The sequence below is a fragment of the Chryseolinea soli genome (assembly GCF_003589925.1).
Classification (GTDB): Bacteria; Bacteroidota; Bacteroidia; order Cytophagales; family Cyclobacteriaceae; genus Chryseolinea; species Chryseolinea soli.
Map to the genome: position 1 here is coordinate 2,768,370 of NZ_CP032382.1, position 15,588 is coordinate 2,783,957.

Below are 15,588 nucleotides of genomic sequence, written 5' to 3' on the forward strand. Positions count from 1 at the left end.
ATCGAAAGGTGGCCTTTTTCTTTTTTTAAAATTTCAATCGGACGCCGTTAAAAACGTCGATGAAAACGCATAGCCCCTTGGATATTTTTTCAGGACGCGAAAAAATCAGTCGCATCTTTTTCTACTGAAATGTGGTTGCAGTAGTGTGAAATACTTTGCAGGAAAACGAATCGATCATGAACCCGTTCCTGCAGACCTGCCTGTCCGTTTTTTTCCTGGCTGTGATGCCGAATGCACCTATGTTTGGTCAGGCGCCGTCCTGCATGGGAATGACCAACACCATCACACAGCCTTCGCCGTTATGCCTGACAACCACGCCGGCAACGATCGTCCAGCCCGCGGCCACCAGCGTCCACACAGGACCAATGACTTACGATTGGGAGATGTCAACTTCATCCGCGACTGGCGGATTCGCTTCTCTGGGCGTGAACGCAGAAGATCTCCCGGTTCCCACATCGCCGGGGACCTACTACTTTAGAAGAATCGCTTCGCTGTCGGGCATCCCTGCACCCCCCCATACGCCACCTCCCTTTCGGCCATGCGAGAGCAATGTTGTCGAAGTTGTGATCGTGTCGCCGCCATCCATTTCGGCCAAATCGCCCGTTAGTGCAGAGGTATGCTCAGGTGCGGGCACAAGTTTTTCGATCACGGTATCTGCTGGGGGAGGAGTGAACAGTCAGTGGCAATACGATGATGGAACGGGTTTCACAGACATTGCATTCGGAAGCTCCACTTACAACGGAGCAAACGCGAATACGCTGACCATTTTGAATGCTGCAGGTTTGGGCAACCGAGATTTCAGATGCACAGTGACCAGTACGTTGAGCGCTGACTGCCAAAGTCAATCCACAGTATTTTCCCTGCATGAGAGACCGCTCCCCACCGTAACGCCCCTCGCAAAAACGGTTTGCGAAAGTGTGACAGCAAGAGGCGGTGCCGCCATCGTCGATCTTAACACGTTTAACAACGCACTAACCGTTTCAGATCCCGCCAACCTTTTCGTGTCGTGGTTCACCTCCTCACCCCGGGCCTCCATTAGCGATCCGGCAAACTTTCACTTCACGGGCACAACCGTGTTGACGGCCAATGTTACCAACACAACAACCTTTTGTGCGGCCGATGCCACGGTAAGACTCACCACCAAACCATTCCCAACCGCTACCGCCATCATACAATCGCCGGCCAATCTCTGCAGCGGCGAATATTTCGACGTCGCTTTGCAAGGAGCTGCTCAATACAACTGGACGGCTAGTGCGCCAACCGGAATACAAGGCGCCGGACCCGGGCAGGCCCCTGTCATACACCAGGCATTGACAAACCGGGGAACACAACATAAAGCGGTTACTTACACCATCGTGCCCAAACAGGACGGATGCATGGGCCCGCCGATCGATGTGACGGCAACCGTTCAACCGGAAGTAAAAAAATTTGCGGTCACCGGTGGGGGTGAAATATGCCTGGGCCATGCGGGCCTCACGATCGGGCTAGTGAACAGCCAATCCAACATAGCGTATGAATTGGAGCGAGATGGACAGTCCACGGGCATCACCTTGACTTCTCCCGGTGGTCCCTTTGTCTACCCCAACCCCATAGCCAGCAACGGCACCTTCACCATTCACGCCACCACCGGCGGCCGATGCGAAACCGACATGGACGGAAGCGCCATCGTCATTGTACGAACGGTCCCACAAGGAACCGGTATCATATCAGGCGACGAAATCATTTGTCAGGGATCGACACACACCTACGAGGCGTCCGGCTGGACCGATGCCACGGACTATCAATGGATCCTCCCAACACCGCTGCGAAGCGTGCGCGAAGAAGAACAGGTTGCTGAAATTATCGCGGAGCAAATAGAAACGGATGGGGCCGTGCAACTACAAGCTGTTGGCGTGAACACGTGTGGCGCGGGAATGACCGCCGCGAAAATCATCAGCATCCACGCCAACCCCATCGTCAACATCAGCCAACCGCAGATCGTGATAGCGGGGCAACCCTTTGACCTAACCTACACCACCACGACCTCTCTAGCGCAATGGCAATGGAATTTTGGCGACGGCGGCACATCCACCGGGTCATCTCCCGAGCATACCTATGATAAACCCGGTCCCTATGTTGTATCGCTGAACGCGTTCGATGAAAATAATTGCCCGGGATCTAACACGCTGAACATCGCCGTCACATCGGCCATTTCATCAAACAACATCAAGAACGTGATCACCGCCAACGGCGATTCGCAAAACGGATATCTGATCGTGGAGAATCTGGAGAAATTTCCTGACAACGAAGTGGTGCTTCTCTCGCGTTGGGGCAACGAGGTGTTTCGAAAAAAAGGCTATGCCAACGACTGGGATGCACGCGTTGATGGCTATTTTCTGCCGGCGGGCAACTACGTTTGCATCGTCCGGCTCACGGAAACAAACAACGTATTTTCACGGGTAATAACCGTCGTAAAAGATTGATGCGCCGGCTCGCAACCTTCTGGTTTTTCAGCGCGGCCCTGGCTGCACACGCCCAGGACATCCCGCTGTTCACACAAAAGCTGACCAATGCTTTTTTGTATAACCCCTCGGTGGCCGGCAATACTTTGGGATCCATCACGCTCGCGCGCCGGCAACATTGGAAGGGTATACAGGGTTCGCCAAACTCCACCCTGCTCAGCGCACATCTTCCGGTAAATGGTTATCGCTTTGGCACGGGACTCACCGTGTATCAAGACAACGTCGGTGTGTCTCAGACGCTTTCCGCCAACGGTGCCTTCGCTTATCACCTGATCTTACCCAGTCGCCAATCGTTCTCGCTGGGTGTGTCTGCTGAATATTATAACTACCGTGTTGTTCCCTCGCGCGTGGACGTGCAGGCAACGGGTTGGAGCGATCCTGTTCTGTTGTCGAGGTATACCGGTGTGAACGGCGTCGATTTTTCGGCCGGGGTCAGTTATTATTCGCGTTATCTCCGCGCAGGTGCTTCCATCAATCGCATCAGCGGATGGCTGGGGTCGGAGCACAGAAACCTCTTCCAGCCTTTCTTCACCGGGTTTGTGCAAGGCATACTGCCCCTGGCCGACAAGCGACACGGGGTGGAACCGATGCTCACCTATCGCTCCCTAAATCCGGAGAGCGCCTTGTTGGAGGGAGGTTTGTATTACACGTTCGATAAGAAGATCACCCTCGGGGCAAGCTATCGCACAGGAAAAGTAGTTTCCGTGGCCACATCATTCCAGGTGTACAAGAATCTGACGATAGGCTATAGCAACGAACTCTTCGCCAGTCAACGCAACGTTGGCTTGGGACCTAGTCACGAAATCGCTGTGCGTTTCGATTTTAACGATCGCACCGATCTGCAGGCCCGCAAAAGTCCCCGGTATCTCAACACGGCTCAACTTCAGGCTCGCCGCAAACCCCTTGTAAATTATTTTGTCCCGAAAGTCGCCGTCAGGAAATACAAGCACTATGTCAGGAAGACCCGCAGAATTTCCAATCAGGCCTTGTTCGAATGGCGCGCGAAAAAGACGCCTCGCAAAAAGCGGATGACGATAAAAAAGAGAAAATGAATTTAGAAGTTGAGCATGCCGATCGCTGTGAGCGCGGCTTCCTCACCCTTGTTACCATATTTACCACCCGCACGATCCAACGCCTGCTGTTTGTTCAACGTGGTGAGCACGCCAAAGATGACCGGCTTGCGGGTTTTCAACGCAGCCTCGGTGACACCGTAGGCAACGCCCTGGCAGATGTAGTCGAAGTGGGGTGTCTCGCCTTGAATAACACAGCCCAGACAGATCACGGCGTCGATATCTTTTTTCTCACCCATCCACAAAGCGCCCAGTGAAAGCTCGAACGTGCCCGGCACATTTTTGCGGATGATGTGTGTTTTCTTTACCCCGTTGGCGGTCAGTCCCGCTACGGCACCTTCATAAAGGGCTTCCGTGATCTCTTCGTTCCATTCCGCCACGACGATGGCGAATTTCTTTTTGGAGAGATTTACGTCCGATTTTACTTTTCCAGATTTCAAGGGACCGGCCATAGGCGTGTAGTTTGTTTTTCCTGGAGGAAAATAGGGTGAAATAAAAAAGGGATAGAAGATCTATCCCTTGAAATTAAATGAAATATGCTTAGGAATTGCTTTCCAAACGCGCTTTGAACTTGCGGGCACTTTGATATTCCGCAGATTCCCAATACTGGGTGATCACTTTTTCATAGGCTTCTTTTGCCTTGTCGTTCTGGTTCAGCTTTTCGTAGGCCAGGGCTTCCTTCATCAGGTAGGCCGGTGAAAAATATTTGTTCGGCTTGTAGTTGGCGGCCTTGTTGTAGTATTTGGCAGCGTCCTCATACTTCTGCTCTTCCATATAGGTGTCGCCCACCAGGCTATAGGCCCGGGCCTGTACCAAAAGATCGTTAGAGCTAAAGTCTTCCAGGTAAAGACGGGACAGCTCATATTTACCTTGCTTCAAATAGCAAACGCCAGCATAGTAGTTGGCCAATTTGCCTGCGTCGGTAATACCGTATTTATTGATGATCTCGAGAAAGCCCATGCTGTTTCCATCGCCATCCAGCGCTTTTCCCAGGCTGTCGGCTTCGAAATAATAAACGGCCTGGAACATTTCTTTCTGGGCCTCTACGTTTTGGGTGCTCTTATAATAGTGGAAACCAAAATATCCACCAACGGCTAAAAGAATAGCGACCGCGATGCCGACAACGACCTTGGGATTGCTTTCAATCCAATTTTCGGCGCCAATCAAACGGTCCTTAATTGCCTCGGGATTTTCGAGAAGTTCGTGCTTGTGTTCTTCCTTTTTTGCCATTGTATTCAGGTTATTTCCGCCTCAACCCGGAAAGGAACGGGTTCTGCGTGACATTATTACGTTTTGCCCGACCAGTCGGGGGCGCAAAACTACACATTAGATGCTTCTAAAAAAAGGGGTCTTAATCCAGCACGAAAGGATAGTCCGTTTGTACATAAACGTCCGTCAAAGCCTCGGAAGGATCGGGATACTTGGATTCTTCCGCGAACTTCACGCTTTCGTCTACCTGACCCATCACCTTGGCATCGATGGCTTCGAGGTCCTTTTCGGTTGCCATTTTGCGTTCGAGGATGGTTTTGCGTACGATTTCGATGGGGTCGCGTTGTTTGTATTGTTCCACCTCGTCCTTGGTCCGGTATTTTTGAGGATCGGACATGGAGTGACCCTTATAGCGATAGGTTCTGAATTCGAGCAGGGTAGGGCCTTCGCCTTTGCGGGCGCGGTCGGCGGCGCGGGCTACGGCCTTATGCACATCTTCGGGGTGCATGCCATCCACCGGTTCGGAAGGCATATCGTATGCTTCACCCAGGGTATACAGGTCCGTCACGTTCGAGGTGCGTTGCACCGACGTTCCCATGGCATAACCATTGTTCTCGATCACAAAGATCACGGGCAGCTTCCAGAGCATGGCCAGGTTCAGGGTCTCATGGAAAGCACCTTGACGTACGGCACCGTCGCCCATGGAGCAAATGCAGAGATTGCCGGTCTTATTATATTTTTCGGCGAAGGCCAGTCCGGCTCCCAGCGGAACCTGAGCGCCCACGATGCCGTGGCCGCCGACAAAACCTACGTTTTTATCAAAAATGTGCATGGAACCGCCTTTTCCTTTGGTGGTACCGGTTTCTTTGCCATAGAGCTCGGCCATGATGGCCTTAGGGTCTGTGCCCAGGGCCAGCGGGTGGCCGTGGTCGCGATAGGCCGTGATCCATTTGTCGCCTTTGCGGAGGGCGGTAACAGAGCCGGCGGCGCAAGCCTCCTGGCCGATATAGAGGTGGCAAAAGCCTTTGATTTTCTGCATGCCATACAATTGACCTGCCTTCTCTTCAAATTTGCGCATCAGCTGCATGCTTTCGTACCAGTAGAGATAGGTCTCCTTGGAGAACTCCTGGTTGTCACTCTTCGCCGCAACAGCGGCCTCATTCTTCGCTTTGGTTGTCGTAGGCATATCCCTATTTTTGAATCCGAGCTGCGAAATTAATTCCCAAACGAACATTAGCCAAACTTTCCGTGTAATTCTCTCATGCACCTTGAAAAACTTCATTTGCTCAACTTTAAGAACTATGCAGAGGCGAATCTCACGTTTTCACCCCGGATCAATGTCCTGGTAGGCAAAAACGGCAGCGGCAAGACCAATTTGCTGGATGCCATCTTCTACCTGGCCTTCACAAAGAGCGCTTTCTCCACCACCGATCAGCACTGCATTCAACACGAGCAGCCTTATTTTATGGTAAAAGGAGGCTTTCGAACGGAAAACTCCTCCAACGAAATCGTTAGCTCCGTCCAGCAGGGTGCCAAAAAAGTGTTCCGTGAAGGCGTGAACGAATACGAAAAGCTCAGCGACCACATCGGCAAATACCCGGTCATCTTGGTAGCCCCCGACGACGTAGACCTGGTGAAAGAAGGCAGCGAGGCCCGTCGCAAATTTTTCGACGGCATCATCTCGCAGTTGGACAAGCATTATCTCGAAGACCTCATCCAATACAACCACGCCCTGAAGCAACGGAACAGCTTTCTGAAAATGGCCTACGAAAAAGGCCTTACCGACTGGCTCACCCTCGATGCCTACGACCAGGTGCTGGTGAAACGTGGCATGCCCATCTTCGAAAAACGCCTGGCGTTTGTGAAAGAATTTTTGCCCGTGTTCCGGAAATATTATCGCTTCATTGTCGAGGAAAATGAGGTGACTGATCTTGCCTATGTGTCACCCTTGCAGGAAAAAGATTTTACGGCAGGATTGCAGGGCACCCGTCAAAAAGACCTCGCCCTCCAGCGTACCAGCTTCGGCATCCACCGCGACGACTATATTTTCACTCTCGAACAAGGCGACTTGAAACGCCTGGGCTCGCAAGGACAACAGAAATCGTTTGTCATCGCCCTCAAGCTGGCCCAGTTCGAGATTCTGAAAACCCACAAAGGCTTCAAACCCATCCTGCTTTTGGACGATATTTTTGATAAATTGGACGACTTTCGCATCAGCCGCCTGCTGGCGCTCATGAAGGAAGACCTCGGCCAACTCTTCATCACCGACGCCCGCCCCGACCGCACCCAAGGCTTGCTGGACCAAATCCACGTGGAGGCTACTGTATTTACCATCGAGAAAGGAAACGTGAAGCTGTATGAGCGACAATAAACACAACATCAAGTCAGTAGGAGACGCCATCCGCGAGATGCTGAATTCCTATCGGCTCAACAATAAATTTGATGAGGCCAATGTGTTGGCGTCATGGGAGCGCATGGTGGGGAAGCCGATCGCCAAGCGTACGAAAAAACTGTATATCAAAAATAAAGTGTTGTTTGTAGAGTTTGATTCGCCGACCATGCGTCATGATTTTTCGATGCATAAAACGCATGTTTTGGAGATGTTTAAAAAGGAGTTTGGTGAGGGGGTGGTGGCGGAGATTATCGCGATGTAAATTAGCCTTGGCGATTACCTTGAGGCCTTAAACGTTGGACAGAAGACATGGAAGGGACCATAAAATAACAACCTGCACGTTCAGGAAAACGCCAGCTAGAAAGTTTTTTGCCGAGATATGAATAAAACGTAAAGTAAAATCATGGCCCTTATTTTTTTGGATCGGACCGCTTGCGCAATCTGCCAGCAAACTTTGAAGGAAGGAGAGCGCATCAGTGGTTTTCCTGCCTTCACTAACAATATCAAAGATCCGTTGTATCTCTTTAGTGACAATGGCGTTCATGAACAATGTTTCGAACACCATTCGTTGAAAGATGAAGTCGATGGGCTTTTGACAAAATTTTTTGACGCTGCGAAAAGTCGGAGATGCTTTGTCGATGGTCAGATTATTGATAAAATGGGCGATGCCATCCAAGTGGGTTTTATTACGTCAGACACAAGCGAAGAGTTATACAACTATAATTTCATTTACATCAACAGAAAGAATCTGCAATCTTGGGTCGGAAGAGATCATTTTGTGATGCTCCTTAGAAATTTTGAAGAGGAGGGAAAATACGTCGGCTTCGGATCGTTCAATTCAATAGACCATCTCCTTCAGCAGATTGCCCAACCCGTGGTGTGAACCCACGTTGTAAAAAAAACAGTAAAGGCGCGAAGAACAAAACCCCTGGCATCTCTATCGGTCTGGCTTTGTCCTTCGCGCGAAAAAATCATCACGACCTACGGCGCTTGTTTGGCCACCTTCGCTGCCTGGCTGTCCAGGAAAAGATATCGTGTATCGTCGTATTTCACCGATTTCGATTCGGTGTCGAGGATCATCACGGGTGGTGTAGCATCGTTAGGTTGTGCGGCAGGCCACTCCGGCAGACCGCTCGCGTTCGGGTTGCCGGTCTTGATAAAGTTGGCGAAATAGTTCAGCATCGTCTCCGATACTTTGTAGTCGTCGGCCGTCCACTGATAGTCTTTCACCAGGGGCAGGTTCCCCATGCAGTATTCGATCTCACAGGCATGCGGGGCACCGAGAGGCTCGAATTTCATTCCACCTTGTTGCGTGCCGCCGGCGAGTCCGGGTGTCAAGGACTTATCCACCATCGCGGGGCGCAGCTTGCTGTAGAGATATCGGTACACGGGCTGGCTACTGTTTTTGCGATGAAGATCGAACCACTTCCAGGTGCTGTAGGAAATAAACCTGTCGGACGCAAGATTGGTCGCCGCCCACTCTACTTCTTTGGCATTGCCATGCGGATATACTTTCAGTGCCGCTTCAAAATCGTTCGGATAAGCCTCCTTTACTTTCTTGATCAGATTCTCTTCCGAGTACGGCAACCCCTGCATGAACGCCATGCCCGGAATTTCAGACGAGTTCCATCCCAGTAGCAGCGGCACCTGGGACTGTTCGTGTGCCTTAAGGACGTCGGCCATGTTCTTCGTGTAGAAGTATCCGTCGATCACCGGGGGGAAGCCAAAACGTTTGGACTCCTGGTAGGCTTCAAACAGTTCGCGGGTGCTGGCCTTGCGCAGCTGGGCCAGCGAAGTATAGCCGGCATTTTTCGCGAACTCGGCGCCTTGCTTTTCGCCTTCGGCCAACGGAACAGCCGCCAAAGCACTAATGCCCGAGCCGCTCTCGCCAATCGCACCGGCAATCAATCCTTTCGACAACGGCGACACCATCTGGGCGCTCACCGAAATAGATCCGGCCGATTCGCCGGCGATCGTCACCTTCTTCGGATCGCCACCGAATACAGCAATATTTTTGTTGACCCATTTCAAAGCAAAAGCTTGATCGAGTAAACCAAAGTTACCCGATGCCTTGTAAGGGGATTCCTTGCTCAACTCCGGGTGGGAAAAAAATCCAAATAGACCCAGACGATAGTTCACCGTCACCACGACGATACCCTTCTGTGCCATAGCGGCACCATCATATCGCGGCTCGGAGCCATCGCCTGCCACAAAACCCCCACCATAGAAATACACCAACACGGGAAGTCCCGTGGCATTTCGTTTTGCGGGCGACCACACGTTCAGGTAAAGACAATCTTCACTGATGCCTTTTGAACGTGAGTTCATGTCGCCAAAAACAATGCCCTGCACCGGGCGTGGGCCAAAGGCCTTGGTCTCTTTCACGTTGGTCCAGTTGTCGAGGGGCTGTGGCGCCTTCCAGCGAAGATCGCCCACCGGGGGTTTGGCAAACGGAACTCCGAAATAGGTTTGCAGACTTGTTTTCGTGTCGTACAGTCCTTCGATCGTACCGTTCTCAATTTTTACCTGAACCGGAAAACCAAAGTTGTCTTGTGCCCGAAGCCCAGAGGTCGCCGAAATGGCCATAAGGATCACCATGGCGAAGGCGGTTTGTGTAATCGTTTTCATTATTGTCTCATTTTGTAACAATAATAGGTAGCGTTTCTTTAAAATACCATCTATTTTTGGACAAACTTGTTAATTCATGGCGGAAAGGGCTTTTTTGCCGCATTTGGCGTATGATTCAGTTGTTTTCGGATTTTCCGGCGACGAGCTGAAGATCCTCATCATGGAATATCACAACACGGGCTTGTTCGCGCTTCCTGGAGGATTTGTAGGAAACGACGAAGACCTGGACCTGGCGGTGCGCCGCGGATTGGCCGAGCGCACAGGGCTCTCCGACATTTACCTCGAACAGTTTCACGCCTTTGGATCCATGGCCCGCTACAAACCGGAAGTGATGGCGACAATCCTGCGGGCCAACGGTCACAACCCCGAACAGGATTTTCCATGGATGCTGGACCGCTTCATCACCATCGCTTACTATGCGCTCATCAATTATAAAGACGTTGTGCCTAAACCCGATGCACTTTCCGATTCCTGTCAATGGTATCCGGTGAAAGAATTGCCGAAGTTGATCTTAGACCACGAAGGTATTGTAGAAAAAGCCGTGCTCACGTTGCGTGAAAATCTGGATCGGAAACTTGTAGGCGGAAATTTGCTGCCGCAGCGTTTTACGATGAAAGAACTCCAACATGTTTATGAAGCCATTCTGGACACCAAGCTGAGACGCACCACGTTTCAACGCACCATGCTGGCCACGGGCAAACTGAAACGACACGACAAGCAGTATTCGGGCAAGGCGCATAAGGCGCCTTATCTATATAGCTTTACATAGCCGGTTCGATTTGAATGCCCGCGCAATAAGTGGTAGGATTTTTGCAAATGCTGACCAAGATTTTGCATTATCCATGAATCGAAAAACGATTATAGAACGCGATACCCTTGTTTTTTTATACGCCTATTTAAGACAGATCGATTTGTCATTGGATAGATGCAGGTGGACATCTTGGGCCGAACTTCAACATTATTACCACGACAAAATAAATCCAGCGAGGGTAATAAATTATCTTCTGAAATACGCTCATCTGAATCTTGATACTATCGAATGGCTATGTTCTTATGATGAAGAAACAAGTTGGTTAAGAAGACTTGGCTGTTTTCTATTTAGGACTGTTAATGGGCCAGCTAGCCTGGCACACTCAGAAATCCTGTGTTGTTGCAAATTGTTGTCAATATTTGATGAGTATTTAAAGTCGGATTTTCAGTCCTACAATTTGGAAGTTGAAAAACTGAGAATTGATATCGCTAAATTCTATTCCAATGTTTTGGAGTGCAAGTTGCGGCGCAAAGATTCGGATAAAGCAATGCGCATTGAGCACTACTTTCAAAAATCAATTTTGAAAACGACTCCCATGGAGGAGTTCAGCAGGGGAATTTATTTATAAGATCATAATAATTTCTTTTCCTGTCGCCATTAATGTCCTTGCGTATATAGGCGAAGGCGCTTACATGTCGCAATCTCTGCGGGTACCCTATTGGTTAGCTGGAATGACAGGTTTGTTCAATGATTTTTTTTATCTTGGCACCCTCAAAAACCTACGTTGCCATTGAGTGAAAAATTCGCAATGTTTCTGTTAAAAAAACAATCCTCTTTATCATCGTCTCATCTCCAAATGCGGCGCAGCGAATGATCTTTTTTGTTTTCACGATACCAGGCTAAAATATTTTTCAAAAGAATTTATAAATGTTATGAAATCATCACTCTTCAAAACGTTTTGCGGCACACTATTTACGCTCCTCGCGTTGTTCTGGCCATTTTCAGGTCATGCACAAAACAGCAAAACGTATCAAAATGATGTCGACAGCGCAAGGCTTTATCAGGAGGATCATCACTATGAAAAAGCGCTCGTCTGCTACAAGCGGTCATTCAAAAAGAAAAACATAGATCTGTATGATTACTACAACGCCAGTTGTTGCGCTTCCCTCACGGGCAACCTGGGAGAAGCGTCTGAATTCCTGTCCAAAAGTATTGCACAGGGATATTTGAACCGGGAATGGATGGAAGAAGACGCCGACCTGGCCGCGCTACGTCTCGACCCGCGCTGGATGCGGATTCGAAAAAACATGGACGACGCGCTGAAAAATATCGAGAAGAAATTCTCGAAAATAGAGAAGGTGAACGCCACCGACCTCATACCCTTTCAGGAGAATAGCCGGTGGGGATATATGGACCGGGCCACGATGAAGGTCGTTGTAGCACCGGAGTTCTGGAAATTAACGTTTATGGGCGATTGTGCCACCTTCTATTATAAGGACGACGGGAAGATACAGCTCGGTCGGGATGGAAAGATCAGGAAGGTGACCTATTCCAATACCGGCCCCGCGATCGGGACAGCCGACCCGGACCCCATACGCTTTGCGGACCCGGCGCCGATCAGCGGCTTTAAGGGTTTTATGCTCGACAGCTTCGACAAGGTTGTGGCTTTTTCGGACATCTATAATCGCAGTGAGACGCCGAGCTTCAATATCAGCGAACCGTTCAAGATCAACGGCGAGTTTTATCTGATCGCCCACAAGCCCGAGCGCAGCGGCATCATCGCAAAGGACGGAACACCGTTGCCGCATTTTGATTTTGTCCACACAAATCTCTCCCGGAACACGAGGGTGACGGGCGATCTGAAATGGTTCTATTTCACCGACACCAACAACGAAAAAGGATTCATCAACGAGCGCGGAGAAGTTAAATTGAAAGGTGAATTATTGGACTATCCCTTTCACCGCTATGATGCCACATGGGTGACGGTTCAACATGGAGACGATGATCGCCGTGGGGTATTAGATCTCCGGAAAATGGAATGGATCATCAAGCCACAATCCCTGCGGATCGTCGGGATTAACTATTCGTATAAAGGTGACTGCGTTCCTTGGCCACGCGAGAGCGACATTGTGGAATTTTATTTTTTAGTGGATCCCACAATCGAGAATGATGGGACGTCGCGATATTACATCGATAAGAACATGACGGAATTCCGACCAAAAAAATAGTTCAGAATGGGTTAGAAAAATCGGGGTTGGTAATCTTTGACAAACTATGGACGATCGGATATTTATAGGGAAAAAATACGCTGAGGCCGTTAAAGGAATAAAGGCGGAGTGGTTAAAAACGACGGATTCTAGATGGTACGATTATGTAGTTGGGTTACCTAGCGATCTGCAGGTTACTTACCTTGTCGTTGTTGTGCATAACCAGGTTTTTAACGGGGGATTTCACCAATATTTCTTTAATGGTTATGGTCAGTTTGCAAAAGAAACGATTAGGTCTCTTATTAAGATCAACGCACCGAGAAGGGCCGAACTTTTGGTAAAGGCATTGAAACTAGTGAACAAGGAGGGTTGGCCTGATAATGTTTTTAGAGAAAGATTACTGAAAAAAGATCTTAGACAATTATTCGTCGATGATGATTTATTTGAACCGCTAAATCAATTGGATATCCAATATTATGATTATGACGACAAAGAGGAAGAGGATATAGTACAACGATTGAGTAACTATCTGCAGAACCCATAAAAACAAATGATCGAGAAGGATGACAGCATAGTAAAGCTCATAGAGCGGTTGAAATCAAAAATTGACTTTACCGCGATCGAATTTGTTCCCTATTGGGACGCGGACCTTTGTGCCATAGGATTAAAGCAACGAAATCATCTTATTTATATTTCTACTTACGATTATACTGAGCTACCTGAGTTTCAATGTTATTTTGAGTTGGAATTAATTGATGAGAAAAACGGCGATGAAACGATTGAAACTATCTTGGTCGGCAGAGAGGTATCAGAGACTGAACTCGTGGCAGTAATGAAAGAACACTTTAATATTTAGTCTTATGGCCCGCCTATTTCCCAATCCTAAAAATTGTTAACGCCCCAATACCCGGTTTTTGAAAAATGGACAGCAGGGATTTTAAAACGATGTTCGGCGATGTGGCCAAGGAAAGCGGATTTGAAAGTGCCTTCGGTGGCTGGTGGAAAGAAAGTTCTGAAACGATCGTTGTACTCGACTTGCAGAAATCGAACTTCAACAATCTTTATTACCTGAATATCAAGATTTATGTACAAGGGATATCCGGTAAGCGCTATACAAGGAGTAAGAATTTAGTGAAGAAGGACGTAGGAGATATTTTCAGGAGACAGCCCCCTGCCTACAGTTCAGTGCTTGATATCGATCCGGCCGAAAATGATAGCATGCGAAAGGATAAACTGGAAAAAATGTTTCTTGAATTTTTGGTGCCGTTCGCGGATAAGGCGTTATCAAAGTCGGGCATAGTGGAACTGGCAGAGAAGGCTGAGATTTACTTGCCGCCTGCAGTCAAGGCTTGGTTATCACAACAGAATGATGGAACGGTATAATAATTTAATGGGCTTGAGGAGTCAAAACTCTTTTAACCTGTGGACGGAGGTTGATTATGGAAATGATTGATAATTTTAATGCATACAATTGGCCGTTTAGGTGGTTTGGCCTTTGGAAGGGATATGGGGATCGATATAGAAATTATCCCAGTGTCAGACAATTTGTCGACGAAAGCCTAAACGCCACATATTCTGAGAAGTCCAAAATGGGGATTTATCTAAACGAAAGCTATAGCATAGCCTTCACAAGCAAAATGAATTTTCTCTCGCCTTTTACTGGAAAAATGTCATTCGGGTCGATAGGCTGTAGAACGGACGGGAAATGGTATTGGCTTGACAATATTTTTGAGTTTGTAGAAAATCACAACCTGATTCTTCCGGTGAAGTTTTACGAACACATGAAGGAAAATGATTTCAAGATACAAGATGTTCGGCCAGAACAAATTGCTGATCTAGAACGCCCTGGGTTAACAATCAATTAACAAAGCGGAGCATCTCTAAACGAAAAGAACAGACCGATTGAATACACTGGCCGATTCGGGAAAGCGGATAATCTTGGTGCCCTGGGCGAGAACCCCAAGCTTCCCCCAAAATCCCATTGCGCCCACTTTGCGTCCTTTGCGGTAAAACAGGAAGTCGCGCCTCAGCCCAACTCGCCCGCCACCAACAAAGTTTCCACACACCCAAACCGAACAATTTTCACCCCCAACCCACCATTCTCCACGAAATTCTCCACCAAAGTTTTGAAAAAGTAGAAAAGCGTCTAATTTTGCACTCTCTTTTTTGAAAAGGACCCGTTAAAGGCCGTTTCAAACGTTCTTAAAAGTACTGAAATCAAGTTTTGGGGGAATACCAAAGCGGCCAACTGGGACAGACTGTAAATCTGTTGTCTTATGACTTCATAGGTTCGAATCCTATTTCCCCCACATCGCCCGCCGAAGCCTTGGCGAAGGCGGGCAGCCCAAAAGGCAGTCTCGGACATCGGTTTCTACCAGCAACCGGCTCCATGAAAGGAAGCAGTCCTTTCTAAATAAAATTGCGGGAGTAGCTCAGTTGGTAGAGCGATAGCCTTCCAAGCTATAGGTCGCGGGTTCGAGCCTCGTCTCCCGCTCATTTTGACTCCGGTCAATGAGCACTCGGCAAAAAAATCAGGACAAAAGCCTGTTTTTCTAACGAAAACGCAAATTGACCAACTAGGCTGTTGATAGTCTATAAAGAGGAGAACGGCAGGATTTTAAAAGCTGTTGTAGCTCAGTGGTAGAGCACTTCCTTGGTAAGGAAGAGGTCGTGAGTTCAATCCTCATCAACAGCTCAATTAGAGAGGTCGTGAGTTCTCCCGATAACTATCGGGACCTCATCAACAGCTCATCCTTAAAAAAGGATTCAAGGCAGGAAGCATGTAAGACGTAGCGACTCTTATACCGTCAAAGAATCCATGAAAACGAAA

General features: G+C 48.7%; 15 protein-coding genes and 3 tRNA genes. 14 read left to right on the forward strand and 4 right to left on the reverse strand.

Annotated elements, in window-relative coordinates; translation table 11 throughout:
- The first annotated feature begins 176 nt into the window (after positions 1–176).
- Together D4L85_RS11930 and D4L85_RS11935 are read left to right on the forward strand one after the other, a co-directional pair.
- A complete protein-coding gene (locus tag D4L85_RS11930; protein ID WP_160143684.1) occupies positions 177–2,462 on the forward strand; it encodes a PKD domain-containing protein in 2,286 nt (761 codons plus the stop codon).
- Complete coding sequence (locus tag D4L85_RS11935; RefSeq protein WP_119754523.1) at positions 2,462–3,553, forward strand: PorP/SprF family type IX secretion system membrane protein; 1,092 nt, start codon at positions 2,462–2,464, stop codon at positions 3,551–3,553. Before D4L85_RS11930 ends, D4L85_RS11935 begins: the two co-directional genes overlap by 1 nt.
- A gap of 2 nt (positions 3,554–3,555) precedes the next feature.
- Here the strand turns inward: D4L85_RS11935 and ribH are convergent, their stop codons facing one another.
- The 3 genes from ribH to pdhA form a co-directional block, all read right to left on the reverse strand.
- Complete coding sequence (gene ribH / locus D4L85_RS11940; protein ID WP_119754524.1) at positions 3,556–4,023, reverse strand: 6,7-dimethyl-8-ribityllumazine synthase; 468 nt, start codon at positions 4,021–4,023, stop codon at positions 3,556–3,558.
- Positions 4,024–4,111: 88 nt separating this feature from the next.
- Positions 4,112–4,801, reverse strand: a complete 690-nt coding sequence (locus D4L85_RS11945; protein WP_119754525.1) for a tetratricopeptide repeat protein — start codon at positions 4,799–4,801, stop codon at positions 4,112–4,114.
- 121 nt (positions 4,802–4,922) lie between these two features.
- Complete coding sequence (pdhA, locus tag D4L85_RS11950) at positions 4,923–5,966, reverse strand: pyruvate dehydrogenase (acetyl-transferring) E1 component subunit alpha (protein ID WP_119754526.1); 1,044 nt, start codon at positions 5,964–5,966, stop codon at positions 4,923–4,925.
- Positions 5,967–6,041: 75 nt separating this feature from the next.
- On the opposite strand from pdhA, the gene recF reads away from it, so the two are divergent.
- The 3 genes from recF to D4L85_RS11965 all read left to right on the forward strand — a co-directional run bounded on the left by recF (position 6,042) and on the right by D4L85_RS11965 (position 8,055).
- Positions 6,042–7,151 (forward strand): DNA replication/repair protein RecF, encoded by a 1,110-nt coding sequence (gene recF / locus D4L85_RS11955; protein ID WP_119754527.1) that lies wholly within the window; start codon positions 6,042–6,044, stop codon positions 7,149–7,151.
- A complete protein-coding gene (locus D4L85_RS11960) occupies positions 7,138–7,434 on the forward strand; it encodes a DciA family protein (RefSeq protein WP_119754528.1) in 297 nt (98 codons plus the stop codon). Before recF ends, D4L85_RS11960 begins: the two co-directional genes overlap by 14 nt.
- 141 nt (positions 7,435–7,575) lie before the next feature.
- A complete protein-coding gene (locus D4L85_RS11965) occupies positions 7,576–8,055 on the forward strand; it encodes a hypothetical protein (protein ID WP_119754529.1) in 480 nt (159 codons plus the stop codon).
- 98 nt (positions 8,056–8,153) lie between these two features.
- Here the strand turns inward: D4L85_RS11965 and D4L85_RS11970 are convergent, their stop codons facing one another.
- The gene (locus D4L85_RS11970; protein ID WP_119754530.1) at positions 8,154–9,800 is read right to left on the reverse strand and encodes a carboxylesterase/lipase family protein; all 1,647 of its coding nucleotides are present in this window, start codon (positions 9,798–9,800) and stop codon (positions 8,154–8,156) included.
- Positions 9,801–9,876: 76 nt separating this feature from the next.
- Between D4L85_RS11970 and D4L85_RS11975 the strand changes: the two genes are divergently transcribed.
- From D4L85_RS11975 to D4L85_RS12020, 9 genes are all read left to right on the forward strand, one after another.
- A complete protein-coding gene (locus D4L85_RS11975; RefSeq protein ID WP_119754531.1) occupies positions 9,877–10,569 on the forward strand; it encodes an NUDIX hydrolase in 693 nt (230 codons plus the stop codon).
- A 10-nt stretch (positions 10,570–10,579) separates the two neighbouring features.
- Complete coding sequence (locus D4L85_RS11980) at positions 10,580–11,179, forward strand: hypothetical protein (protein WP_160143685.1); 600 nt, start codon at positions 10,580–10,582, stop codon at positions 11,177–11,179.
- Between the two features lie 304 nt (positions 11,180–11,483).
- Positions 11,484–12,779 (forward strand): TPR end-of-group domain-containing protein, encoded by a 1,296-nt coding sequence (locus D4L85_RS11985; RefSeq protein ID WP_119754533.1) that lies wholly within the window; start codon positions 11,484–11,486, stop codon positions 12,777–12,779.
- Positions 12,780–12,825: 46 nt separating this feature from the next.
- Positions 12,826–13,302: a DMP19 family protein gene (locus D4L85_RS11990; RefSeq protein WP_119754534.1), complete on the forward strand. Its 477-nt coding sequence runs from the start codon at positions 12,826–12,828 to the stop codon at positions 13,300–13,302.
- A 6-nt stretch (positions 13,303–13,308) separates the two neighbouring features.
- The gene (locus D4L85_RS11995; protein ID WP_119754535.1) at positions 13,309–13,614 is read left to right on the forward strand and encodes a hypothetical protein; all 306 of its coding nucleotides are present in this window, start codon (positions 13,309–13,311) and stop codon (positions 13,612–13,614) included.
- A 65-nt stretch (positions 13,615–13,679) separates the two neighbouring features.
- Positions 13,680–14,141: a DUF4304 domain-containing protein gene (locus D4L85_RS12000; RefSeq protein WP_228450865.1), complete on the forward strand. Its 462-nt coding sequence runs from the start codon at positions 13,680–13,682 to the stop codon at positions 14,139–14,141.
- 843 nt (positions 14,142–14,984) lie between these two features.
- Positions 14,985–15,067, forward strand: a tRNA-Tyr gene (locus tag D4L85_RS12010).
- Between the two features lie 112 nt (positions 15,068–15,179).
- Positions 15,180–15,252: transfer RNA gene (locus tag D4L85_RS12015), tRNA-Gly, on the forward strand.
- A 129-nt stretch (positions 15,253–15,381) separates the two neighbouring features.
- Positions 15,382–15,453, forward strand: a tRNA-Thr gene (locus D4L85_RS12020).
- Positions 15,454–15,588: the final 135 nt, after the last annotated feature.